This window comes from Actinomyces procaprae, assembly GCF_004798665.1.
Taxonomy (GTDB): Bacteria; Actinomycetota; Actinomycetes; order Actinomycetales; family Actinomycetaceae; genus Actinomyces; species Actinomyces procaprae.
Window position 1 is genome coordinate 1,772,223 of the sequence record NZ_CP039292.1, and the last position, 22,933, is coordinate 1,795,155.

Below are 22,933 nucleotides of genomic sequence, written 5' to 3' on the forward strand. Positions count from 1 at the left end.
GGACTCATCCGTCGGGTACAGCCGCCCGCCGCGGTGGCACCCGCACTTATACGCGGGCGTCAAGCGCCAGCTTCGTACCGAATCCGAGCAGTACGCCGCCGGTGACCCGGTCCGTCCAGCGCTCCAGCGCGGCACCCGCACCGGACTCGAGCCGGGGCGCGATCCACGCCGCCCCGACTGCCAGTGCACCCATCCACACCACGCAGCACAGCCCGTGCACTGCGGCAAGCAGCACACCCATGAGCAGCGGTGGCACCCCGACGGCCATGAACTGCGGAATGGTGGCGAGGTAGAACACGCCCGCCTTGGGATTGAGCAGATCGGTCGCCAACCCGGTGAGCCAGCCCCGCCACAGTGGAGCACCCCCGCCGGCGGCAGCACCCGCGCCCGTTGCCGTCGATGCGTCCCCCGCCGCAGTCCCCACCTGTGGTGCGCCCGCCCGCGCGCCGATGGCGGAGCGGGAGCGAGAGCCACGGCTGAATGACCGAAGCAGCATGCCTGCGCCCATCCAGGCCAGGTAAAGGGCACCGGCCAGCGACAACAGCCGGTAAGCCGTGCTGGATGCGGCCAGCACCGCCGTCGCCCCGACGCCGGCGGCCGCTCCCCAGACGATCAGGCCGGTGAAGATGCCGGCGACCGTCGCCAGGCCGTAGCTGCGAGAGTGGTTGAGCGCGCCCCGCAGCACGACCGCGGTGTCGAGTCCGGGAACGAGCGTCAGCACAACCACGATGGCCGCGAATCCGATGAGCGCCTGAGGCAAGGTCATGCATCGGCCCCAACCACGTCGGCCGGGCCGGCTGCCAGGCCCTCCGGGTGCTCCCAGTCAATGGGCACGGGCACGACCCCCGCGAAGGCGTCGCTGAAGTCCCGCACCGGGTAGGTGACTCCCTGGTTCCCGGGGTCCTCCGCCCACGTGACCAGCCGGGGCGCACCATCGACGGCGCTCGGGCTGACCTCCACGGTGGTCACCGCACAGTTGGCCATCGGGGCCATGCCGTAGATCTGCGGCCCCACCCAGCGGGCCAGGATGGTCATCAGCGTCATGCCGTGGGAGACCACCAGCACATTGTCCGTACCATCGCCGCCCGCGGCGACGGAGCGCAGGTCGGTGAGGATACGCGCCAGAGCACCATCGACGTCGGCGAGGTAGTCGCGGGCGGCGATGCCGCCGGGGGCGCCGGGGTGCACGCCGGTCAGGACGGCGGGAAGGTGCTGCTCTGCCGGCAGGGCGGCATGCATGACCGGATCGGGCCCGCCGTCGTAGACGCCGTAGTTGTACTCGCGCAGGCCCACGAGGTTCACCGGGGTGATGCCCGGGTGAGCCTGAAGCAGGATGCCGCCGGTCTCCTGGACGCGCCCCTGCGGGCTGAAGTAGGCGCGGTTGAAGGGCACCTCGGCCAGGTAGTCGCGGCAGATCTCGGCGCCCACACGTCCCTCGGGAGTAAGCGGGGAATCGGCGGCGCCCTGGGTGCGGCGCTGCTCGTTCAGGACGGTGCGACCGTGCCGCACGAAGTAGATCATCGCCATGCGGCAATCGTATGACAATGCTCCGCCTACAGCGCGGCCGGTCGTCGCCACCGCAGCACGCCAGCATGCATGGCCGGCGGATTGCGTGTGCCTCAGTCCCCGGGCCTCTCCCCGCCGGCGGCCGCCGCCCGCTGCAGCCGGTTGATCTCCTCGGAGAAGGTCCAGCGGTTGAGCAGGTGCTCAAAGCGCCGACCGTCGATGTAGACGACCGGGCTCGAGTCATCGGTCAGGCCCTCGACGTCGCCGGCGTCGGCGAGGATCTTCGCCTCATCGACCCCGGAGTCGATGCGCGCCCACATGGCGTGGGCGTCGATTCCGACTTGCCGGGCGGCGCGGGTGATGGAGCGGGAGGTGATCCCGCCGCGCAGCCCGGCCAGGGCATCGTGGAAGTCCCACAGGGCCGGCTCGTCGTTTCCGGAGGCGGCCTCCAGCGCTAGCGCCGCCAGCAGGCTCCCGGGCCCCGACAGCTTGTGCCGCAGGATCAGTAGCACTTCGCCGGAGTCGATCAGCGGCTGCAGGCCATAAAGCGCCTCAGTCAGCCGCCAACGGTCCTCGTCGTCCATGTCGGCGTAGTTGATCAGCACATGCGGCGCATCCTGGCTGCCGAACGTCAGTTCGTGTTCCGGCGCGGGCGGACGGCACAAGCGCATCCCCGTGGGCTCCGGCAGTGGCCAGAGCCGGTTGGCCACCTGGAAGACGAGGGTCGCCAGCACCAGGGACAGCAGCGAGGCCAGCAGTACTCCGAGACGCGCCTGGTCGCGCAGCGCCTCCTCCTCCAGCGCAATGTTGGCCACCAGCAGGGAGATCGTGAAGCCCATGCCGGACAGGGCGCCAAGGCCCACGATGCGCGGCAGGTCCAGTCCCGGCATGCGGGAGGCGGGCACGAGCCACAGCACCAGCCCGGCTCCGAGGACGACGCCGATCAGCTTGCCTGCGACCAGGCCGCCGATCACGGCCCAAAGGATGCGGGAGGAGACGGCTGCGGACACGGTGTCGGCGCTGAGCACCACTCCGGCGTTGGCCAGGGCGAACAGGGGCACCACCAGGTAGTTGACATAGGGCGGCAGCAGGAAGGCCAGGCGCTGATTGAGCGGCATGGAGTAGTTCAGGGACTCGCGCAGCATCCGGGCGGTTCCGGGTGCGGGCGCCTGCCGGTACAGGGCGGCGAGCTCGCCGGCGGCGTCGACGTCCTGGCTGCGCACGTCGTAAACCGGCATGAGCAGGGCGATGAGCACGCCCGCGAGCGTGGCGTGCACGCCGGAGCGGTAGACCGCGTACCAGATGACGACGGCGAGCACCAGGTAGGGCGGCACGCGCCAGACCCCACGCCGTGCCATCAGCCAGACCAGGAGCAGCCCGGCCGCCGCGAGGGCCAGGGCGAGGAAGTTCAGCGACTCGGAGTAGAAGATGGCGATGACAGCCAGCGCGCCGATGTCGTCGATGACGGCGAAGGCCAGCAGGAACAGTCGCAGCCGCGGAGCGCGCTTGGGGCCCACCAGGGCGAGCATGCCCAGGGCGAAGGCGGTGTCTGTGGAGATCACGGACCCCCATGCATGCGCGCCGGGGGCGCCGCCCATGATCACCAGGTAGATCAGCGCCGGCACAGCCAGGCCGCCCGAGGCAGCCGCCGTCGGCAGCAGCGCGCGGCCGGGCAGCCGCAACTCACCCAGGGTGAGGTCCCGGCGGACGTCCAGTCCCACCATGAAGAAGAACACGGCCATCAGGCCCTCGTCGACCCACTCGTGCAGGGTGAGCTCCACGCCGAGGGGACCGATGGTGATGGCCGCTGACGTCTGCCAGAACTGGTGGTAGCTGCCACCTGCGTTGGCCCAGATCAGGGCGACGATGGTGGCCAGGGCGAGGGCGATCGCGGCGTAGGTCTCGTTGGTCTGGAAGGCGAGTGCGCGGCCCCGTCGGCGTAGGAACTCGTCGACTACATCGCGGATCTCGGTGCGAGTAGCGGAGCTGCGCGCATCGTTACTGCTCATACGGTGTCCGTGTCCTTGGGCGGAATTGCGGGATGGCGGCCGGAGTACCGGCTGGCAGGCGATTATAGGAACCGCCTCCCGGCCGTGGTCGGGGCGATGTTGGTCTCGTCTCCTCGGTTGTGCGGGCTCCTATGCTGGCGCCATGACTACAGCGACGATCTCACTTGCGGACCGGGCTCCGCGCGGCACCCTCACCAAAGGCGTTCTCACCCCCGAGAGGCATGTGCCCGCATCTATCGGACGCCCGGAGTACATGTTCCACGACGGCCCTGAGCGCGTAACCGCGTCCGACGTCAAGGATGCCGAGACGGTTGAGCGGATCAGGGCGGCGGGGCGGATAGCGGCGCGCGCCATGGCCGAGGCCGCAAAGGCGATCGCGCCCGGAGTCACCACCGACGAGCTGGACCGGATCGCCCACGAGTACATGTGCGACCACCACGCCTACCCCTCCTGCCTCGGCTACATGGGCTTCCCCAAGTCGATCTGCACCTCCATCAATGAGGTGATCTGCCACGGCATCCCGGACTCGACGGTCCTGCAGGAGGGCGACCTGATCAACCTGGACGTGACCGCCTACGTCGACGGAGTGCACGGCGACACCAACGCGACCTTCCCGGTCGGCCAGGTGGATGAGGAGACGGCGCTGCTGATCGAGCGCACTCGCCTCGCGATGGAGCGCGGGATCAAGGCGGTCAAGCCGGGCCGGGAGGTCAATGTGATCGGCCGGGTCATTGAGAAGTACGCCAAGCGCTTCGACTACGGCGTGGTGCGCGACTACACCGGCCACGGCGTGGGCGAGGCCTTCCACTCCGGGCTGATCATCCCCCACTACGACTCCGCCCCGCGGTTCGACGACGTGATGGAGGTGGGCATGGTCTTCACCATTGAGCCAATGCTCACGCTGGGCACGGAGGACTGGGAGCAGTGGGACGACGGCTGGACGGTGGTCACCAAGGACCGCTCCCGCACGGCTCAGTTCGAGCACACCCTGGTGGTGACGGAGAACGGCGCCGATATCCTGACTCTGCCGTGAGTCACGGCCACCGGCCGCGGGCGCCTGCGACCGCGCCTGAGTGTGTGGCTTGGACCACCATGTCGGGCTGGGGGCGGGGTCAGCTGGGCAGTTGTACCCATCGTCTCGGCTGAGACGGATGCTCCACAAACGGCTATACGCGTGTACATTCATTCTCGTGACATGACCGCGACCGACATCCGCGGCATGGTGTGACACCGTTCATCCCCTTTTCCCGGAGGTACTTACTGATGGCACTGCGATTCAACCCGCCGCCGAACTGGCCCGCTCCCCCGGAGGGCTTCAATCCGCCCGCGGGCTGGCAGCCGGATCCCGCGTGGGGCCCGGCACCCGAGGGGTGGCAGCTGTGGGTCGAGGACTCCGCCCCCGGTGCGAGCGCCGGTTCCGCTCCGCAGGCCGGCTCCGCCCCCGACGCCGGCTGGGCACCTACTCAGGCCGTTCCCACTGGCGCATCCGCCCCGGTGGCCGACCCGACCGGCCAGTCCGCGTCGGCTCCTTCCGGTGACTACGCCGCGGGGGCGAGTCCGTACGCCGCCAACATGAACTACGCCCAGTCCCCGACGCCGTATCACAACCAGCAGCAGGCCCCCGGAGCTTCTCCTCAGGCTGCGGGCTGGCAGCCGATCGATGTCACCCAGGGCGGTCCCGGCGGCAAGAAGCCGGTGACTAAGCAGTGGTGGTTCTGGACGATCATCGGTGTGGTCGTGCTGGCACTCGTGATCGGTCTGATCGTCGGGCTCAGCGGCGGCGACAAGAGCGACGAGCGTACCAGCACCACCACGTCCTCCAGCCGCAACGACGACTCCTCCGACGGCTCCTCCTCTGACGACACCTCCTCCGACACCACGTCCGATGACGGAGGGTCCGAGGACTCCTCCTCCAGTGGCGAGCCCGGCACCACCCTGGACAACCCGGGTGACCCGCAGAAGCAGAAGATCACCTTCCACGCCTCGAAGTACGCCGACGACCCGGACGCCACGATCGAGGTCACGGTCGGTTCGGTCGAGTGGAACGCGAACGCCTCACTGAAGAAGTCCGAGGACTCCGGGCGCTCGTACGCCTGGGGACGAGCCGCCCGCCGGCAAGGTGTACATCCGGGTCCCCGTCTCGGCCGTGTACCACGGCAAGGGCCAGATGAGCTCCAGCTGGGTGTCCCTGGACTTCGTTGTGGATGGGAACTCGACCGACGCCGAGTACCTGTTCAGCCCCGACGAGTTCACCAGTAAGGACATGCCGCGCGACGGAGGCTCCGCCACCGGCTACTTCACCTTCCTGATCGACGCCAGTGACGCCGAGTCCGAGTCCGCCCGCTTCGCCGTGTCCGGCTTCTACGGCAGCGACGAGTACTACATGCAGGCCAAGTCCTTCTGAGTTCTGAGGCCCTGCTGCTCAGCCGCGGGCTTCCCCACAAAACGTGAGGAGCCCGGAGAACGACGGCGGTCCCGCCCCCTTGAGGGGTGGGACCGCCGTCGTTTCGTGGTGCGGACCAGTCGACCTGTACGCCGGGTTCTGTTGCCGCCCACCGTTGCCGGTACTGGCGGTGGCGACCATCCATCTTGGGCCACCGTTGCCGGCGGCCTCACGCGACCTACCCGCAGGCTCGGGCGAGCAGCCCTTTCCGACACAAAGTGCCGGGCACCTGCTGCGCGGTCTTGCTCCGGGCGGGGTTTACCGAGCCGTGGCGGTCACCCGTCACGCTGGTGGGCTCTTACTCCACCGTTTCACCCTTACCGGCCGGGGCCGGCGGTCTGTTCTCTGTGGCACTGTCCCGCGGGTCACCCCGGGTGGCTGTTAGCCACCGCCCTGCTCTGTGGAGCCCGGACGTTCCTCGATCCGCGGGCCTGCCCGCGGTACCGCGGCCGCCCGGTCGGCTGTTCCGCAGGCGCGATTGTAGGCGACGGGCGCGTCGCAGCGGTAGCCGGGCTCCTGTCCGTCCTGGGGCGACGACGCTCGGCGTGCGCCGCTCAGTCCTCCATGCGGACCACGATCACGTCGTTGTCCTCCGCGTGGATGACGCGGTCCTTAGGGGCGGCGGCGATGCGGGCGTACTCCTGGGGGCTGATCTCGACGCTGCCGCCCTCGACGCGGCGCCCATACAGGGCGACTGCCCCCAGCCCGCCCGTCGACTTGCGCACTGCCTCGTACTCGGCCAGCAGAGCGTCGTCAATGGCTGCCGCCAGGTCGGCGCGCTTGCTTCGCGCTTCGGTTATCTCGGCGTCCAGGCGGGCGAAGTCGGCGTCCCGGGAAGCGGTCAGCTCCCGCCCGTCGGCACGTATCTCCTGCTCCTGCGCGGATGCGGCGTCCATCTCCGCCTGGGCCGTCTCCAGGGCCTCCATGGCGGCGATCTGGGCCTCCTCCAGGACCGCCTGCCGCCGGCCCAGCTGGTCGATCTCGGACTGGATGGCGGGCAGGTCTCGGGCCGCGGCCTGCCCGGAGGACAGGCGCTCGCGCAGTACTTGGGCGCGCCGCACCACCTGGGCCACCTCCTCCTCACGTGTCCTGGCGGCGGCTTGGGCCTCCTGCAGGGCGGCTGCGGCGACGACGGCGCGACGCCGGTTCGCCTTCAGGCGCTCCACCGTGGCCTCGATGCGTTCCAGCACGGGCAGGTGCTTGCGCTCGTGGGTGAGGCGCGCGAGCTGTGAATCGAGTCTTTGCAGGTCGATGAGGAGTCGCTGCTGGCTGAGGGGGGCGCTGGTCACGGCTTGATCCTTCGCTGGTCGGTCGGGATGGTGATTGAGTTTTGAGGGGCGGCGTGCTCGGCGGGCAGTGCTCCGCCCGACTGGTGACGCGCGTCCACGTCGGCCACCGGGGTGCCGGATGCGAGTCCGAGTCAGGCTCCGGTGCTCAGGCGCGCTGTCCACGGATCGGTGACGATCTGCGACACGTGCGTGCAGAGTCTATGCCCGTGGGCGGCCGCAGCCGCCTCCAGGCGGGCGGCCAGCGGTTCGAGCCCAACCCACTCGGTTGCCCAGTGGGTGCCGCACAGGAGGTAGGGGCGCCCGGCCTCCAGGTGCTCGCTGGCCGGGTGGTGCCGCAGGTCGGCGGTGAGGAACACGTCCGCCCCCGCGGCGCGGGCGGCTGCCAGCAGTGAGTCACCGGCGCCCCCGGAGACGGCGACGGTCTCGACGACGTCGTCCAGTTCGCCGCCCACGAGCAGGCCGGGGGCCGAGTCCGGCAGGGCGGCCGCCACGGCGGCGGCGAAGTCCCGCAGGCGGGTCGGTTCCGGGAGCGTGCCGACGCGGCCGATCCCCTGTGCCGGGTCGGTGGGGTTCGGCACCAGTGGTTGCGCGTCACGCAGGCCGACGCGGTCGGCGAGCGCTGCGGCCACTCCCCCGTGTGCCGCGTCGAGAGTGGTGTGCGCATTGGCCAGGGCGATGCCGGCGCGGATGAGCCGGTGCACCACCCTCCCCTTGGGTCCGGTGGCCGAGACGTGGTCCGTGCCCCGCAGGTAGAGGGGGTGGTGGGTGATCACCATGTCCGCGCCCCTCTCGATGGCCTCGTCGACGACGGCGGCTACGGGGTCGACGGCGAGCAGGACACTGCGGACGGGCTCTTCCGGGTCGCCGCAGATCAGCCGGTTGGAGTCCCAGGTCTCGGCCAGCTGCGGCGGGGCGGCCGCACGCAGCATCGCCTCCACCTCCCCGACCGTCAGCGGCGGGGTGGGTGCGGCCGTGGAAGCGGCGTCGGGCTGGGCGTGGGTCATGGGCTCAGGTTAGCGGCAGCGGTGCCCCTGGCGGGTTTCGAACCCGCACGCCCGCAGGCAGCGACTTTTAAGGTCGCCGTGTCTACCGTTCCACCACAGGGGCCGTGCTCGGACCGTCTGGTACCCCCTCTGGGATTCGAACCCAGGACCATGTGCTTATCAGGCACGGACGAGGTATAAGCTCGCTGCTCTAACCACTGAGCTAAGGGGGCGTGAAGCCGGGCCGCGGGTGCGGGAGCCGCTTCGTCGTCGGCCGCCGGGCCGACGGAGTAGAGACTATCAGTCCCTGAGGTGGTGAACTTCCCATCTCATCCCCTGTGCGTCGCCCGCCAGGCGGGCCTAGCCTTGCTAGTCCAATCGACCTGTGCCGCTCACCTCAGTCGGGCGTGCATATCCTGGAAGGGAATCATGAAGCTCGCGCAGCGCGCCGCCTCCGCACCACCGTTCCACGCGATGAGCATCGGTGCCCGCGCCCGCGAGATCGAGGCGCAGGGGCACTCCGTCTCCAAGCTGTCCCTGGGTGAGCCCAGCTTCGGCGCGCCACCCGCCGTCCGTGAGTCGCTTGCACGCGCCGCCCAGCAGGATCTGCCCTACACCCCCGCGGCGGGCCTGCCGCAGCTGCGCCGGGAGATCTCCCGCTTCTACCGCGAGCAGCACGGCGTTGAGGTGAGCCCCCGGCGCATCCTGATCACTTCTGGCGCCTCCGCGGCCCTGCTGCTGGCCACCGCGCTGACCACCGAGCCGGGTGACGACGTCGTCATCGCCGATCCCTGCTATCCGTGCAACCGTCAGCTGGTTGCCTCATTCGGCGGCCGCATTGTGCTGGCCGCCACCACCGCGCAGTCCCGCTACCAGCTGGACCTGGACTCGATGGAGGCGGCGTGGACGCCCTACACCAATGTGCTGATGCTGGCCACGCCGTCTAATCCGACGGGCACCTCCATCCCCCAGGATGAATTGGACCGGCTCTGCCGGGCGGCGCGGGCGCGGGGAGCCTGGCGGATCGTGGATGAGATCTACCTGGGGCTGGCCGACCCGGATGCACAGGGGCGTCCGGCCCGGACAGTGCTCGCCACCGACCCCGAGGCGATTGTCGTCTCCAGCTTCTCGAAGTACTTCGGGATGACCGGCTGGCGGCTGGGCTGGGTGGTGCTCCCGGAGGAGCTGGTCGACCCGGCGTGCAACCTGGCGGTCAACTACTTCCTGTGCGCCTCCACCCCGGCACAGATCGCCGCGCTGGAGGCGTTCACGCCGCAGTCGTTGGAACTGTGCGAGCAACGCCGCCTCGAGCTGGTGGAGCGGCGGCGGCTGGCGCTGGCACAGCTGCGGCAGATCGGCCTGGAGGTGCCGGTGGAGCCCGACGGCGCCTTCTACATCTACTTCGACGTGTCGGACACGGGGCGGTCATCCTGGGACTTCTGCATGCAGGCGCTGGAGGAGGCGCACGTGGCGCTCACCCCGGGGCGGGACTTCGGGGTGCGCACCGCCGAGTCCCACGTGCGCCTGTCATACGCCGCCTCCCGTGAGGAGATCACCGAGGGCCTGACGCGCCTGAGCCGCTTCCTCAATACGCTGCCCTGACCGCCGGCCAGCAGCCGCCTTGCCCCGGCCAGGCCGGAGGCGGACTCGGCCGCCCACCAGGGCACCCACGCGGACAGTCCCAGATCGACCAGCCCCGCCACCGTGCGGAGGGGCTTGCGCAGCAGGTCCTCCCCCGTCCGGTAGTCGTCCGCCCGGGCCAGGCGGGCGGCCAGTTCGGGCTCTCGTCGCCGCAGGAACATGCGCGCCTTGAGTGCGTGCACGGGATCGGAGACGACGACGATACGGGAGGCGTTCTCCACCAGGGGGATGATCGCGCCGATGTTCTCCCAGGTGGAGCGGCTGGAGACCTCAAGCACGAGCGGGCCGCTGTAGCCGAGGACCCCGGTCGCGTAATCGGCCATGAGCTCCGCCTCGGGCACCGGCCCGGCCACCGCTCCGCCGGAGAGCACGAGCACCGACTCGGGCGTTGCCAGGCTGCGCAGGCCTGCCCTGACCCGCCTGCGGTTCTCCGCCCCGGCCACGGTGCCGGCGTCGGCGTGCCCGAGCACCACTACCGCCTCTGCCCCATGTGCTCCGGGACGGCCGCCCGGGTTCGCGCCGGATCCGAGCAGGCAGTGGGATGCCGCCCACTGCACCGCCTCGCTGGCCGCTAGCACGCCGACGAGCAGGGAGCCTGCCAACAGCGCGGCGCCGCGCAGTCCGGGGGCCATGGACGCACCTCCCTCCTGGCGGGGCTCAGGTTCCGGGGTGAGCGCCCTTCTACGCGTAGTGGACCCGGCCGGGCTCGAACCGACGACCTACGCGGTGTAAACGCGTTGCTCTACCAACTGAGCTACAGGTCCTTGTGTGCGGGCGACACCGCCGCCCGCGGCGCGAGCATACTCTACGCCGACGGCGCAGCGGTAAGGCTCAGTGCCTGCGGCTGGAGACGCGGATGCCGCTCCAGTGCTCCCCCATCGAGGCGGCGGAGGTGGCGTGCATGCCGGCGGTGCGGGCCGCCTCCTCGATCTCAGTGGCGTCCACCGCCCCGGTCGTGCGGGCCTTGGGAGTCAGCACCCAGACCAGGCCGTCGCCGTCGAGGTTGGCCTGGGCGTCGACCAGCAGGTCGGTCAGGTCGTCGATGTCGCCGTCGTCGTCCCGCCACCAGATGATGGCCGAGTCCGCGACGTCCTCGAAGTCCTCGTCGACCAGCTCGGTTCCGGTCTGGGCCTCCGCGGCCTGTCGTAGGGTCTCGTCGACGTCGTCGTCGTATCCAAACTCCTGGATTATGAGACCGGGGGCGAAGCCGAAGGCTCCGGCCGCTGTGCTCGCCACTGTTGTCCTCTCCGTTTCATGCCTGGTCCACCGGGCCGGATCGCCGACCGCGGTCACGACGCTCGGTAATGTCTACGGCACTAGCCCACAGCACCGGACCGGCCGGGCGCAAGCGAACACGCCCGAAACACGCCCGCCGGAGCACCGCCCGTCCTGCCCTCCGCCTCCACCCCGAACGGCATGACGTGTTTGAACTCACGCGTTTTGTGGGACCTTCTTCCCGAGTCGGGGTGTGCTCTGGGCCTTTCGCCCCATAGATTAGGGCTGTCGGAGGAGACCGGCGCGACAGCGGCGACGCTCGTCGCACAGCCTCCGCCCTCAGCCCGCCAGAGCCGCCCGGACACGAAGAAAGAGGACTCCGTGAGCCCCACCAACGACTCCACCCCACTCATCGACGGCCTGCTGCACAAGGTAGCGGACAACGATCCGGAGGAGACCGGCGAGTGGCGCGACTCGCTCGACGCCCTCATTGAGGAGAAGGGCGGCCCCCGCGCCCGCTTCATCCTGCTGTCCATGCTCGCCGAGGCCCGGCGCAAGAACGTGACGGTACCCGCGCAGACCACCACCCCGTACATCAACACCATTGACGTGGTGGACGAGCCCTACTACCCGGGGGACGAGGACGTTGAGCGCACCTACCGCCGCTGGCTGCGCTGGAACGCCGCCGTGATGGTCACCCGCGCGCAGCGGCCCGGCATCAGCGTCGGCGGGCACATCTCCTCCTACGCCTCCACCGCCACCCTCTACGAGGTCGGCTTCAACCACTTCTTCCGCGGCAAGGACCACCCCGGGGGCGGCGACCACGTCTTCTTCCAGGGGCACGCCTCCCCCGGAAACTACGCCCGCGCCTTCCTCGAGGGCCGGCTCAGCGAGACGGACCTGGACGGGTTCCGCCAGGAGGTCTCCCGGCCTGCGGGCGGACGCGGCCTGCCCTCCTACCCGCACCCGCGGCGCATGGAGGACTTCTGGGAGTTCCCGACCGTCTCCATGGGACTGGGACCCGCCGAGGCGATCTACCAGGCCTGGTTCGACCGCTACCTGCAGGGCGCCGGCATCAAGGACACCTCCTCCCAGCACACCTGGGCCTTCCTGGGCGACGGCGAGATGGACGAGCCGGAGTCCCGCGGCATGCTGCAGCTGGCCGCCTCCCAGCAGTTGGACAACCTCACCTTCGTGGTCAACTGCAACCTCCAGCGCCTGGACGGGCCGGTGCGCGGCAACGGCAAGATCATTCAGGAGCTGGAGGCCTGCTTCAAGGGCGCCGGCTGGAACGTCATCAAGGTGATCTGGGGCCGCGGCTGGGACCGGCTGCTCGCGGCCGACAAGGACCATGCCCTGGAGCACCTGATGATGGAGACGCTCGACGGCGACTATCAGACCTTCAAGGCCAACGACGGCGCCTACGTGCGCGAGCACTTCTTCGGCCGCGACCCGCGCACCGCCAAGCTCGTGGAGAACTGGACCGATGAGGAGATCTGGGCCCTGCAGCGCGGCGGCAACGACTACCACAAGATGTACGCCGCCTACAAGGCCGCCACCGAGCACAAGGGCCAGCCCACCGTCATCCTGGCGCAGACCGTCAAGGGCTACCTGCTGGGGTCCCACTTCGCCGGCCGCAACGCCACCCACCAGATGAAGAAGCTCGGCCTGGAGGACCTCAAGGGCCTGCGCGACCGCCTGCACATCCCGATCACCGATGCGCAGCTGGAGGCCAATCCGAAGCTGCCGCCGTACTACCGGCCCGACCCCGACGACCCGGCGCTGGCGTACATGCTCGAGCGCCGTCGTCGGCTGGGCGGATTCGTGCCCGAGCGCCGCGACCCCGGCACGCAGCTGCAGCTGCCGGGCGACGCCCCCTACGAGATCCTCAAGGGCGGCTCCGGGAAGCAGCAGGTTGCCAGCACCATGGCCTTCGTGCGTCTGCTGAAGGAGCTCATCAAGGATGCGCACATCGGTCGGCGGATCGTGCCGATCATCCCGGACGAGTCGCGCACATTCGGCCTGGAGTCGCTGTTCCCGACCCGCAAGATCTTCAACACCCAGGGCCAGAACTACACGCCCGTGGACGCCGAGATGATGTTGTCCTACCGGGAGTCGACCTCCGGGCAGCTCATGCACACCGGCATCAACGAGGCCGGATCGGCGGCCCTGTTCCAGGTGGCCGGCACCAGCTACGCCACCCACGGCGAGCCGATGATCCCCGTGTACATCTTCTACTCGATGTTCGGGTTCCAGCGCACCGCCGACCAGTTCTGGGCGGCCGGGGACCAGCTGACCCGGGGCTTCATCATCGGGGCCACGGCCGGCCGCACCACCCTGACCGGTGAGGGCACCCAGCACATGGACGGGCACTCGCCGCTGCTGGCGGCCACCAACGAGGCGGTGGTCACCTACGACCCGGCCTACGCCTACGAGATCCGCCACATCGTGCGTGACGCGCTGGAGCGCTGGTACGGGCCGGAGACCGGGCGCAACCGGGACGTCATGTACTACCTGACCGTCTACAACGAGCCGATCTCACAGCCCGCCGAGCCCGACGGCGTCGACGTGGAGGGGATCCTGCGCGGCATCTACCGGCTGGACGGCGCGCCCGACGGCGACGGGCCCGAGGTGCAGCTGCTCGCCTCAGGCGTGGCCGTCCCGTGGGCCCGCGAGGCGCGCCGCCTGCTGGCCGAGGACTGGGGCGTGCGCGCGGGCGTGTGGTCGGTGACCAGCTGGAACGAGCTGCGCCGTGAGGCCCTTGAGGCCGACCGGCACAACTTCCTGCACCCGGACGAGCCGACCCGCACTCCCTACCTGACGGCCAAGCTGTCCGGGGCCTCAGGCCCCTTCATCGCCACCAGCGACTTCGACCACCTGGTCCCCGACCAGATCCGCGCCTGGGTACCCGGCGACTTCCACACCCTGGGAGCCGACGGCTTCGGCTTCTCCGACACCCGTGCGGCGGCGCGCCGCCACTACCTGATCGACGCCGAGTCCGTGGTCGTCAAGACGCTGCAGGCACTGGTGGCGCAGGGACGGGTAGACGCCTCCGTCCTGCCCCAGGCGATCGCGCGCTACCGGCTTGCGGACCCCTCCGCCGGACGCTCCGGCGCCCAGGGCGGCGAGGCCTGAGCCGCGCCGCACCACCCGGACCATGACCGGCCGCCGTCGACGGGCCCGCCCCGCCGGCGCCGGCCGGTCCCTTTTCAGCCCTCCCCCACGGTGCGCACATCCGGGTCGGAGCCGGAGTAGTGGTGCGCGTCCCGGTAGCGCGGGCGCATCAGGTTCTCCGGGCTGAGCAGCTCATCCAGCGCCGCCTCATCCAGCAGGCCCATCTCCAGCACCACCTCGCGCACATTGCGCCCCGACCGGGCGCACTCACGCCCGACCAGGTCACCATTGTGGTGGCCGATCACCTCGTTGAGGTAGGTGACGATGCCGATCGAGTTCATGACATTGCGGCGGCACACCTCAGCATTGGCCTCGATGCCGATCACGCACAGGTCCTTCAGGGTGACCAGCGCGTGGCGCAGCAGGGCGATGGACTCGAAGCACGCCTGCGCGATCACCGGCTCCATGACGTTGAGCTGCAGCTGGCCGGCCTCGGCGGCCATCGTGACCGTCAGGTCATTGCCGATCACCTTGAAGCACACCTGGTTGACGACCTCCGGAATGACCGGATTGACCTTCGCGGGCATGATCGACGAGCCGGCCTGCCGCTCCGGGAGCCGGATCTCAGCCAGGCCGGCCCGCGGCCCCGAGGACAGCAGCCGCAGGTCGTTGCAGATCTTCGACAGCTTCACGGCCAGGCGCTTGATGGCCGCGTGCATGGACACGTATGCGCCGGTGTCGCCGGTGGCCTCCAGCAGGTTGTGCGCACCAGTGACCCGCAGCCCGGTCACCTCCCGCAGGTGGCGCACAACCGTCTCACGGTAGCCGGGCGGGGTGTTCAGCCCGGTACCGATCGCGGTGGCCCCCAGGTTCACCTCCAGCAGCAGTGCCGAGTTGTTCATCAGCCTGGGGATCTCCTCGTCCAGGAGCTCGGCGAAGGCGCGGAACTCCGAGCCCAGGCTCATGGGGACCGCGTCCTGCAGCTGGGTGCGGCCCATCTTGAGCACGTCGGCGAACTCCTTGCCCTTGGCCAGCAGCGCGTCGATCAAGTCGCACAGGTCCATCTCCAGGCCGTTGATCGCCCGGTACACCCCCAGGCGGAAGCCGGTGGGGTAGGCGTCGTTGGTGGACTGAGACTTGTTGACGTGGTCGTTGGGGTTGACGATGTCATAGCGACCCTTGGCGTAGCCCAGGTGCTCCAGCGCCAGGTTGGCTATCACCTCATTGGTGTTCATGTTGACGCTGGTGCCGGCGCCTCCCTGGAACACGTCGATCGGGAACTGGTCCAGGCAGCGGCCCTCCACCAGCACCTGGTCGCAGGCCCACACGATCGCGTCCGCCGTCTCCTCGCTGACTGTCCCCAGTTCCTTGTTGGCCAGGGCGGAGGCCTTCTTCACCTCAACCATGCCGCGCACAAAGTCCTCCTGGTCACCCACCGTCTCCTTCGAGATGCGGAAGTTCTCGGTGGCACGCAGGGTGTGGATCCCCCAGTAGGCGTCCAGCGGGACCTGGCGGGTGCCGAGCAGGTCCTCCTCGGTTCGGCTTGCTGTTGACGTCATTGGGCTTCCTCCGTCCGCGCCGCGATGCGCCGGCCGTCCTTGACCGGTCCGTGCTGGAGTCGACGGCGCCTCCACCGGCGACCCTACCGGCCGGGAACACAGCATGCGTGAATGGAGCCCGGCGCGCTCCGGACCGACTCGACGACGGTTCGGCTACGCGCGTCGGGATCGCTAGCATCAGTACATGGACCAGCTCAGCGCCCCGTCCGTCAGGGCCTTACGGCAGGCGCAGAACACACTCATCGAGCACTCACTCGACCGTATCAGTGCGGCGCACCCGTGGTATCGCACGCTGCCGGCAGCCTCCCGGGACCAGATCCAGACCGTGGCCCGGTTGGGCGTAACCATGTTCGTCGACTCGGTGGGCGAGCGGATCACCTCCACCGACCCCTCCGAGATCTTCAATGTCGCCCCCGTGGCGCTGACCGGCACGGTCACGCTGGAGCAGACCCTCGAGCTCGTGCGCACCGTCGTCGACGTCGTCGAGGAGGAGGCCCCCGACGTCGTGCCCGCCGCCGATCACGACGCCGTGCGGGTGCTGGTGCTGACCTTCGGCCGCGACGTCGGATTCGCAGCCGCGAAGGTGTACGCGCGCGTAGCCGAGGCACGCGGGGCGTGGGACGCGCGCCTGGAGTCGGTCGCGGTGGACGCCATGCTGCACGACTCCGCCGAGGACGTGGCCACGCGCGCCGGCGCGGCCGGATGGCGCGGCACCGGCCCGGTGATCGCGATCGTCGCCCGCACGGTGCTCGATGCCCTGGCGACCTCACGCCTGCGCCACGAGTGCCGTGAGTTCGTCCAGGACTGCCTGGTTTCGGTCCATGGAGACTCCGTGATCGTGGTCCTGGGGGGCGCCTCGGCACCACCGGAGCAGGTCTCCGAACCGTCTGGCGATGCGGCCCTGGCGGCCGCCGCCAGGAGAGTCGCCGGCGTGCTGGACGGCGTCGTCGTGATCGGGCCGGTGGTCGCCGGCGTCGCCCAGGCCGGACGTTCGCTGCGCTCTGCGCTGGCGGGACTGCGCGCGCTCGCGGGCTGGGCCGAGGCGCCCAACCCGGTGCACGCCGACGACCTGCTGCCTGAGCGCCTGCTGGCCGGCGACCCCTTGGCGGCCGAGCAGATTCGGGCCCTCGTGGCCGAGCCGCTGCGCAACATGGGAGAGCTCTACGAGGAGACGGTCGCCACCTACCTGGCCCTTGGCCGCAGCCTGGAGATGACCGCTCGCACCCTGTTCGTGCACGCCAACACGGTGCGATACCGGCTGGGCAGAGTCAGCAAGCAGATCGGCTGGGACGCCACCGACGCCCGCGACGGCCTTGTTCTTCATCTGGCCATCATTGTGGGCAGGCTCGCCGCGAACCGGGACGAGCAGCCCTCAACTATGGGACAATAGTCCCAACCCGAGTTCTCGGGCAGCACGATCAGATCAGTTCGCTTTCAAGCAACTCCAACGCATTCAAGGAGGCCCACATGGCAGACGCACCAACTGACATCCTCGCCACCGTAACCGAGATCGTGGCCGAGGAGGCCGGCGTCGACACCTCCCTGGTCACCCCGACCTCACGCTTTGCCGACGATCTTGACATCGACTCCCTCGGCTTGCTGACGATCGCCACCCAGGTGGAAGAGCGCTTCGGCGTCACCCTGGACGACGCGCTGATCCCATCCCTGCCCACGGTCGGTGCCCTGGTCGACCTGGTGGGCACCAAGAAGGCCTGAGCGGCCATGCCCGCGCCCGCATCCGGGCCGCGCACCGTCGTCGTCACCGGGGTCGGCACCACCAACCCCTTGGCGGGTGACGCACCGGGAACCTGGCACGCCATGCACGCGGGCCGTAGTGCGGTGCGCGCACTCGACGACGGCTGGGTGGATCAATATGCACTGCCGGTGCGGATCGCTGCGCCGCTGGCCGTCGATCCGGGGGCGAGCCTGTCCGCCAGGGAACGGCGCCGCCTGGACCGCTCCAGCCAATGTGCACTGGTGGCCGCCCGCGAGGCCTGGGCCCACGCCGGCACCCCGAGTGTTGCCCCCGACCGGCTTGCAGTCTCGCTGTCCCCCGGCATCGGCCCGGTACTGTCCGTAATGGAGGCATGGGAGACGCTGCGTGAGAAGGGCCCCCGGCGCGTGGCACCCACGGCGATTCCGGCGCTTATGCCCAACGCCCCGGCTGCGGCCGTGGGCCTGGACCTGGGGGCGCGCGCCGGCGTGCACGCACCGGTGTCCGCCTGCGCCTCCGGGGCGGAGGCGATCGCCCACGGCGCCGACCTGATCGCTTTGAACCGTGCGGACGTGGTGGTCGCGGGCGGGACCGACGCCGCACTGCACCCGATGACGGTCGCGGCATTCGCGGCGATGCGGGCACTGTCCAACCGCAACGGCGATCCGGCGACCGCCTCACGGCCCTTCGCCCCCGACCGCGACGGATTCGTGCTGGCGGAGGGCGCGGGCGTACTGGTGCTGGAGGCGGCCGAGCACGCCGCCGCACGGGGAGCCCGGGTGCTCGCCGTCCTCGCAGGCGCTGCCGTGACGGCCGATGCCTATGACGCCGTGCGGCCCGAACCGTCTGGCGAGGAGCAGGAGCGCGCCCTGCGTGAGGCGCTTGCTCGCGGCGGCATACGGCCGGAGCAGGTGGGCCACGTCAATGCGCACGCCACTTCCACTCCGGCGGGCGACGCGGTGGAGGCGTCGGTACTTGCACGAGTGGTTCCGACGGCGGCGGTGTCCGCGACCAAGTCCCTCACCGGTCATCTGCTCGGCGGGGCCGGCGGCCTGGAGGCGGCACTGACCGTGCTTGCCCTGCACGCGGGGTGGTTGCCGCCGACGCTGCTGCCCGGCGGCATAGACCCTGAGATCGCTGCCCTGGGCTTGGACGTTGTGGGCCCGCAGGGGCGGCATGCGCCCGATTTGGAGGCGGCAGTGAGTACTTCCTTCGGCTTCGGCGGTCACAACGTGGCCCTCGCCTTCACCCGCCTCCCCTAGCCGTCGAACCCCACACCCACCACGCCGAGGTCGGTAGATCTTACGTACTGAGGTCGGTAGATCTTACGTACTGAGGTCGGTCGAAGTAACGGGCGGGGCGCCGGGCCTACCGACCGCTAAGGCTCAACCGACCCGGTGCAGCCAGCGCACCGGTGCCCCGGCGCCGGCGTAGCGGAAGGGCTCGAGTTCGTCGTCCCATGCCTGGCCGAGAGCAAGATCGAGCTGGCGTCGCATCACAGCAGGCTGATCGGCATGGGCGAGGGCGGCACGCACCCGGTCCTCGGGCACAACGACATTCCCGTGCACGTCAGTCTGGGCGTGGAAAATACCCAGGTCCGGAGTGTGCGACCAGCGCCCGCCGTCGTAACCCGGAGATGCCTCCTCGGTGACCTCGTAACGGAGGTTCGCCCAGCCGCGCAGGGCGCTGGTTAGTTGTGCGCCGGTGCCGACGCGTCCCACCCAACTAGTCTCGGCACGCAGCATTCCAGGCGCGGCAGGCTGCTCGGTCCACTCGAAATGGACGCGGCTACCCAGCACCTCGGCCGCGGCCCACTCGATGTGCGGGCACAGGGCGCGGGGCGCGGAATGCACGAAAAGTACACCGCGGGTGTAAGCACCGTTCACGTTGATCGCCTCCTGGTTGTTCCGAGATTCGTCTTCCCCAACGGTCTCGAACCAAATGGACGCTTCGCGTGACGCACGCGGCGTGCTGTTTCATGATGCCAGAGCCGACGGCGCAATGCCAGCCGCCTGGCCGACGGCGCCGAATCCGCAGACGTGTTGCCCGTCTCAGCCCACGTCGGCGTGACGGCGGGCGCGGATCACGGCGATATGGCCCACGATCTGCGCGTAGTAGTGCCGGGCGGTCTCCCAGGGGTCGTCCCCGTACAGGATGGCGTCCTTCTCGACTGGCTCCAGCGCTTCCTCGCTGACGTCGATGCCGCGCTCGACACACATCCTCAGCACGTCCGCGGTGCCGATGAACTGCTCACCGCCGTTGAGCTCCCCGAGGTTGACCGTGTCGTGAAGATCTAGGCCGAGCTTAGGCAGCGCCTCTTCGAGGAGGAGCACGTACTCCTCCTCAATGCCGTCATCACGGGTGATCCTCAGGCCCACGCGAGGATGCTAGTTCCGAGCCACGCCGTCTGCAGGTGTTCCGCCTCGCCTGCCTGGACCGCTCCCGCCCCGTTGGACCGCTCACGCTCCGATGGACCGCTCACGCCCCGATGGACCGCTCACGCCCCGATGGACCGCTGTAACCAGCGTCTACGGCGGTCCAACGGGGGCACAGGGGTCCAACGGGGGAACAGCGGTCCAACTGGCAGGCTCAACGGCCACACACAGACACCCAACCGCGCAACGCCGCGCAATCTCGTAGCCCTGGCGAAGCGGATCGAAGTACTCACACGAGTGCCGGCCACGTGGACCCTGGGGCTCAGGGACGACGGCCCCAACAACGACGGAACCCCGGCCGCTGGGGACCGGGGTTCGGCTGAGCTCCCGCGGTTGGACTCGAACCAACAACCCTCCGGTGCGCACCCATCACGCAGCCACCTCCTCAGCGGTCTTGTCACCAGCGCCGGCCAGGCGGAGCAGGCCGCGCACGACGTCGACCAGGCGACGCCTTTCCGCCTTGTGGCGAGGCATGTACACTTGCTTCCGAGTCACTTCGAGTTTCCTTTCTCGACTCAGGCCGCCAGCGGTTGCAGCGCTGGCGGCTACTTCTTTATCCAGGGGCTAGGGGTCTAGGGGTGGTGTGGGGGCGGGCAAGTAGGGTTATCGGCGCGAATGTGTGTGTGGTTCGGGCGTGTCGGGGTGTTCTAGCTGGTTCGTCCGGCCCAGCCTTTGCGGGCCCAGAGGCCTTCTTCGGGGGTGGGTGTGGTGCCCCATCCGGCGGGGTGCTGACTGGTGCTGGCGGGCTTGTTTGTTTTGGGTTTGGGTGTGCGGGTGCGCTTGGGGCGGCCTTGGGCGTTCCAGTCGGCCAGGATCACCGCGGGCGTGGCCGGTGCCTGGGTGTAGGTGTGTAGGGTCCACTCGGCGATGGCGGCCTGGTGGTCGGGGGTGGCGCCGCGGTGGTGGCGCAGCCGGTCGCGGACCTGGGAGTTGACGGCTTCTACGGGGTTGGTGGTGCGCTCGGCGGGGGTGGGGCGGGGCTTGCCGTCCGGGGTGGTGAGGTAGGCGAACAACTGGCCTTGCTTGGCCAGGCGTTCCAGGCGCCGCCAGGCGCGGCGCACCCGGGGGTGGGCGTACCACCACTTGCGGCCCGTGCGGGCGGCGGTCTGGGGGTCCTGCTCGGCGGTAGTGCGCTGGTTCAGCCAGGACCGGTACTGGGTGCCGTAGTCGTTCAGAGTCACCAGCCACTTCGATGCCTGCTCGGTGGTGGAAACCCTCAGGAGGGCTCTGGAGTGGCGTAGTAGGGCCTTGCCGGGGGTGGTCTTGGGGTGCAGGGTCAGGTCTCGGACGGTGCCCGTGGTGTACGTGGATCAGGCACCGCTGGACGGGGGTGCCCGGCCAGGTGGCGGCGATTGCCTTCAAGGCGCCGCCGGCCCCGTCGGTGGCGACCAGGTCGGGCGGGGCGATGGGGGCCAGCAGCGCGGCGTAGGCGGCGGAGTTCTCGGACGCGGCCCACTGCCAGCCGATCACGTGCGTGGGGCTGCGGGCTACCAGCAGCACCCACTTGTGGGCCAGCCACACCCCGTCGACGAACACCTGGGAGTGCATCTCGCCAGTAACCGGCGGCTTGGGAACTGGGATGTCCCAGCACCAGGCGGTCCGGCGGCGAAACGCCCTGTCACTACCGCCGGCGGCCTCGGCCTGGGAGCGACTGCCGACCGCCCATGCCAGGAACATGGTGAAGTCTTCTACCTGCCCGGGCGTGGGGTCGTCCTGGGCTGGCGCCTGGTCGCGCCGGCGTCTGGTGGTCGAGGCCCCGCAGTCCTTGCACCTCCAGCGCGGGTGCCCAGCAGTGGTGGAGCCGTTACGAATCATCCCGGAGCCGCATACCACACAACGCGGCCTGTTAGTGCGAGGCATGCTGAATCATGCCCCACCCCCAATTAACTCCGACTTTCCCCCACTACTTCAACGAAAACCCCCGATCCTACACACACATTCGCGCCGATAACTCGGCAAGTACGGCCGCCCCACACCCGCACCCACAGCAGCACGGCCGGAAGGAGTCAGGCCGGCCAGCGCCCGGGTGCACCTCCTCTGCGGCCTCATCCCCGTCACCGCACGCCGAGGAGGGGTTCTTCTGGTCCCGGCCCTGGGCCGGGGCCTCCTCGGTAGGCTCCGAGACACCAACTACCGCCGACACGTCCACGTCGGCACCACCTACCGAGGAGGAGTCAATATGAGCGAGTCCCGCACGGTCCCGCTTTCGCAGCGGCGAGGACGCCGATTCGCCTTCGCGCCCGTCACCGGCGTTCCGCACTTCCTCCGCCCGGGCATCGAGGACTGGATTGAAACCAAGGCGAACGAGGACTGGGACACGACTGTCCGTCTCGGACTTGAGCTGAGACTCAACGTCTTGCACTACGTCGACTACGAGGCCGGAGACGCCGTGCTCAGCGCTCTCAACGAGCCTTCCAGGAACGATGATGATTGGCTCGACGTCGTCGACTGGTTCCTGCACGAGTACCCGGAAACGGACGGGACACTCGCGAACCTCCTCGCCCTGGCGGGCCACGAACTCATGGTGGCGCCGACTGGGGACTGCCTCATGGAGAGAATCGATCCCACAGCCGCAAGCATGTACGAGCTCGTCACCAGCCCCGACGACAAAGCATCCGCGCTCATGCGCGACGCATGGGCACTCACCTTCGGCCGCAACCCGCGCCCCAACGACGGATGGGGCCAGGCCATCAAGGCCATCGAGACACTGCTCAAGCCCATCGTCGAGCCCACCAACACCAAGGCGACGCTCGGTTCCATGACCGCCGCCCTGCGAGCCGCCCCCAGCAAGTGGACGTGTGCGCTGCCGGACCGCGTCTTCAAGGAAAACGGGGAGCAGACGACGAAGCTGGGCCTCGAAGTCCTCACCGACGCACTGGCCACCATCGGCTACCAGCCCGGCCGCCACGGGGGCGACAATGCGGGCGAGCCGGACAGCGTCACGGTGCGCAGCGTCGTGTTCCTCGCTACGACGGTGCTCGGATGGCTCCGCGACGGAGCCCTCACCCGCAACAGCTGAACATGA

20 protein-coding genes, 3 tRNA genes, 1 other RNA gene and 2 pseudogenes are annotated in these 22,933 nt (G+C 69.6%); 9 read left to right on the plus strand and 17 right to left on the minus strand.

The features are described from left to right. Positions 1-46 precede the first annotated feature (46 nt). From E4J16_RS07065 to nhaA, 3 genes are all read right to left on the minus strand, one after another. The gene (locus E4J16_RS07065; protein ID WP_136313627.1) at positions 47-766 is read right to left on the minus strand and encodes a LysE family translocator; all 720 of its coding nucleotides are present in this window, start codon (positions 764-766) and stop codon (positions 47-49) included. Further along, positions 763-1,527 carry a histidine phosphatase family protein gene (locus E4J16_RS07070; RefSeq protein WP_136313628.1) on the minus strand — a complete coding sequence of 255 codons (765 nt, stop codon included), beginning with the start codon at positions 1,525-1,527 and terminating at the stop codon, positions 763-765. The genes E4J16_RS07065 and E4J16_RS07070 overlap by 4 nt, the downstream gene beginning before the upstream one ends. Before the next feature lie 92 nt (positions 1,528-1,619). Beyond that, the gene (gene nhaA, locus E4J16_RS07075; RefSeq protein ID WP_136313629.1) at positions 1,620-3,515 is read right to left on the minus strand and encodes a Na+/H+ antiporter NhaA; all 1,896 of its coding nucleotides are present in this window, start codon (positions 3,513-3,515) and stop codon (positions 1,620-1,622) included. Positions 3,516-3,657: 142 nt separating this feature from the next. Between nhaA and map the strand changes: the two genes are divergently transcribed. The 3 genes from map (at position 3,658) to E4J16_RS15700 (ending at position 5,919) form a co-directional block, all read left to right on the plus strand. Then, positions 3,658-4,548, plus strand: coding sequence for a type I methionyl aminopeptidase (gene map / locus E4J16_RS07080; RefSeq protein ID WP_136313630.1), 891 nt, complete (start codon positions 3,658-3,660; stop codon positions 4,546-4,548). A 230-nt stretch (positions 4,549-4,778) separates the two neighbouring features. Continuing rightward, positions 4,779-5,774 carry a hypothetical protein gene (locus E4J16_RS07085; RefSeq protein ID WP_240038344.1) on the plus strand — a complete coding sequence of 332 codons (996 nt, stop codon included), beginning with the start codon at positions 4,779-4,781 and terminating at the stop codon, positions 5,772-5,774. A gap of 4 nt (positions 5,775-5,778) precedes the next feature. After that, complete coding sequence (locus E4J16_RS15700) at positions 5,779-5,919, plus strand: hypothetical protein (protein ID WP_240038348.1); 141 nt, start codon at positions 5,779-5,781, stop codon at positions 5,917-5,919. 111 nt (positions 5,920-6,030) lie between these two features. On the opposite strand, the gene rnpB is transcribed toward E4J16_RS15700, so the two are convergent. The 5 genes from rnpB to E4J16_RS07110 all read right to left on the minus strand — a co-directional run bounded on the left by rnpB (position 6,031) and on the right by E4J16_RS07110 (position 8,463). Then, an RNA gene (gene rnpB, locus E4J16_RS07090) (RNase P RNA component class A) lies at positions 6,031-6,423 on the minus strand. An 89-nt stretch (positions 6,424-6,512) separates the two neighbouring features. Next, the gene (locus E4J16_RS07095; RefSeq protein WP_136193301.1) at positions 6,513-7,247 is read right to left on the minus strand and encodes a zinc ribbon domain-containing protein; all 735 of its coding nucleotides are present in this window, start codon (positions 7,245-7,247) and stop codon (positions 6,513-6,515) included. Positions 7,248-7,378: 131 nt separating this feature from the next. After that, on the minus strand, positions 7,379-8,251 hold the full coding sequence (locus E4J16_RS07100) for a Nif3-like dinuclear metal center hexameric protein (RefSeq protein WP_136313631.1): 873 nt from the start codon (positions 8,249-8,251) through the stop codon (positions 7,379-7,381). A gap of 22 nt (positions 8,252-8,273) precedes the next feature. Then, positions 8,274-8,354 (minus strand) — tRNA-Leu (locus E4J16_RS07105). A 15-nt stretch (positions 8,355-8,369) separates the two neighbouring features. After that, positions 8,370-8,463, minus strand: a tRNA-Ile gene (locus tag E4J16_RS07110). A 196-nt stretch (positions 8,464-8,659) separates the two neighbouring features. Here E4J16_RS07110 and E4J16_RS07115 point away from each other — a divergent pair. Next, positions 8,660-9,832, plus strand: a complete 1,173-nt coding sequence (locus E4J16_RS07115; protein WP_136313632.1) for an aminotransferase class I/II-fold pyridoxal phosphate-dependent enzyme — start codon at positions 8,660-8,662, stop codon at positions 9,830-9,832. Positions 9,833-10,023: 191 nt separating this feature from the next. On the opposite strand, the pseudogene E4J16_RS07120 reads toward E4J16_RS07115, so the two are convergent. The 3 genes and pseudogenes from E4J16_RS07120 to E4J16_RS07130 form a co-directional block, all read right to left on the minus strand. Next, a pseudogene (locus E4J16_RS07120) lies at positions 10,024-10,503 on the minus strand (YdcF family protein); the annotation flags it as partial. A gap of 59 nt (positions 10,504-10,562) precedes the next feature. After that, positions 10,563-10,635, minus strand: a tRNA-Val gene (locus tag E4J16_RS07125). Between the two features lie 67 nt (positions 10,636-10,702). Continuing rightward, positions 10,703-11,107 carry a DUF3052 domain-containing protein gene (locus E4J16_RS07130; RefSeq protein ID WP_136193298.1) on the minus strand — a complete coding sequence of 135 codons (405 nt, stop codon included), beginning with the start codon at positions 11,105-11,107 and terminating at the stop codon, positions 10,703-10,705. A 360-nt stretch (positions 11,108-11,467) separates the two neighbouring features. Between E4J16_RS07130 and aceE the strand changes: the two genes are divergently transcribed. Continuing rightward, positions 11,468-14,221 (plus strand): pyruvate dehydrogenase (acetyl-transferring), homodimeric type, encoded by a 2,754-nt coding sequence (gene aceE, locus E4J16_RS07135; protein WP_136313633.1) that lies wholly within the window; start codon positions 11,468-11,470, stop codon positions 14,219-14,221. Positions 14,222-14,295: 74 nt separating this feature from the next. On the opposite strand, the gene aspA is transcribed toward aceE, so the two are convergent. Continuing rightward, a complete protein-coding gene (aspA, locus tag E4J16_RS07140) occupies positions 14,296-15,759 on the minus strand; it encodes an aspartate ammonia-lyase (RefSeq protein WP_136193296.1) in 1,464 nt (487 codons plus the stop codon). 184 nt (positions 15,760-15,943) lie between these two features. Between aspA and E4J16_RS07145 the strand changes: the two genes are divergently transcribed. From E4J16_RS07145 to E4J16_RS07155, 3 genes are all read left to right on the plus strand, one after another. Beyond that, entirely contained in the window at positions 15,944-17,149 is a 1,206-nt protein-coding gene (locus tag E4J16_RS07145; protein ID WP_136193295.1) for a PucR family transcriptional regulator, read from the plus strand. Between the two features lie 77 nt (positions 17,150-17,226). After that, entirely contained in the window at positions 17,227-17,475 is a 249-nt protein-coding gene (locus E4J16_RS07150; protein ID WP_136313634.1) for an acyl carrier protein, read from the plus strand. Between the two features lie 6 nt (positions 17,476-17,481). Continuing rightward, positions 17,482-18,735 carry a beta-ketoacyl-[acyl-carrier-protein] synthase family protein gene (locus E4J16_RS07155; RefSeq protein ID WP_136313635.1) on the plus strand — a complete coding sequence of 418 codons (1,254 nt, stop codon included), beginning with the start codon at positions 17,482-17,484 and terminating at the stop codon, positions 18,733-18,735. Between the two features lie 123 nt (positions 18,736-18,858). On the opposite strand, the gene E4J16_RS07160 is transcribed toward E4J16_RS07155, so the two are convergent. The 5 genes and pseudogenes from E4J16_RS07160 to E4J16_RS16220 all read right to left on the minus strand — a co-directional run. Then, positions 18,859-19,359 carry a DUF3145 domain-containing protein gene (locus E4J16_RS07160; RefSeq protein WP_136313636.1) on the minus strand — a complete coding sequence of 167 codons (501 nt, stop codon included), beginning with the start codon at positions 19,357-19,359 and terminating at the stop codon, positions 18,859-18,861. A gap of 165 nt (positions 19,360-19,524) precedes the next feature. Beyond that, the gene (locus tag E4J16_RS07165; RefSeq protein ID WP_136313637.1) at positions 19,525-19,851 is read right to left on the minus strand and encodes a hypothetical protein; all 327 of its coding nucleotides are present in this window, start codon (positions 19,849-19,851) and stop codon (positions 19,525-19,527) included. 426 nt (positions 19,852-20,277) lie between these two features. Next, positions 20,278-20,403: a hypothetical protein gene (locus tag E4J16_RS15970; protein ID WP_275669594.1), complete on the minus strand. Its 126-nt coding sequence runs from the start codon at positions 20,401-20,403 to the stop codon at positions 20,278-20,280. Positions 20,404-20,555: 152 nt separating this feature from the next. Then, a complete protein-coding gene (locus E4J16_RS07170; protein WP_136313638.1) occupies positions 20,556-21,089 on the minus strand; it encodes a hypothetical protein in 534 nt (177 codons plus the stop codon). Positions 21,090-21,660: 571 nt separating this feature from the next. Next, positions 21,661-21,768, minus strand: a pseudogene (locus E4J16_RS16220) (IS1/IS1595 family N-terminal zinc-binding domain-containing protein); the annotation flags it as partial. A 319-nt stretch (positions 21,769-22,087) separates the two neighbouring features. Here E4J16_RS16220 and E4J16_RS07175 point away from each other — a divergent pair. Then, a complete protein-coding gene (locus tag E4J16_RS07175) occupies positions 22,088-22,927 on the plus strand; it encodes a hypothetical protein (protein WP_136313639.1) in 840 nt (279 codons plus the stop codon). Positions 22,928-22,933 lie beyond the last annotated feature (6 nt).

Bases quoted from the DNA above. Each gene is read 5' to 3' on its own strand.
- E4J16_RS07065 (WP_136313627.1), bottom strand. From the start codon at position 766: ATGACCTTGCCTCAGGCGCTCATCGGATTCGCGGCCATCGTGGTTGTG.
- E4J16_RS07070 (WP_136313628.1), bottom strand. From the start codon at position 1,527: ATGGCGATGATCTACTTCGTGCGGCACGGTCGCACCGTCCTGAACGAG.
- nhaA (WP_136313629.1), bottom strand. From the start codon at position 3,515: ATGAGCAGTAACGATGCGCGCAGCTCCGCTACTCGCACCGAGATCCGC.
- map (WP_136313630.1), top strand. From the start codon at position 3,658: ATGACTACAGCGACGATCTCACTTGCGGACCGGGCTCCGCGCGGCACC.
- E4J16_RS07085 (WP_240038344.1), top strand. From the start codon at position 4,779: ATGGCACTGCGATTCAACCCGCCGCCGAACTGGCCCGCTCCCCCGGAG.
- E4J16_RS15700 (WP_240038348.1), top strand. From the start codon at position 5,779: ATGCCGCGCGACGGAGGCTCCGCCACCGGCTACTTCACCTTCCTGATC.
- E4J16_RS07100 (WP_136313631.1), bottom strand. From the start codon at position 8,251: ATGACCCACGCCCAGCCCGACGCCGCTTCCACGGCCGCACCCACCCCG.
- E4J16_RS07115 (WP_136313632.1), top strand. From the start codon at position 8,660: ATGAAGCTCGCGCAGCGCGCCGCCTCCGCACCACCGTTCCACGCGATG.
- aspA (WP_136193296.1), bottom strand. From the start codon at position 15,759: ATGACGTCAACAGCAAGCCGAACCGAGGAGGACCTGCTCGGCACCCGC.
- E4J16_RS07145 (WP_136193295.1), top strand. From the start codon at position 15,944: ATGGACCAGCTCAGCGCCCCGTCCGTCAGGGCCTTACGGCAGGCGCAG.
- E4J16_RS07150 (WP_136313634.1), top strand. From the start codon at position 17,227: ATGGCAGACGCACCAACTGACATCCTCGCCACCGTAACCGAGATCGTG.
- E4J16_RS07155 (WP_136313635.1), top strand. From the start codon at position 17,482: ATGCCCGCGCCCGCATCCGGGCCGCGCACCGTCGTCGTCACCGGGGTC.
- E4J16_RS07175 (WP_136313639.1), top strand. From the start codon at position 22,088: ATGAGCGAGTCCCGCACGGTCCCGCTTTCGCAGCGGCGAGGACGCCGA.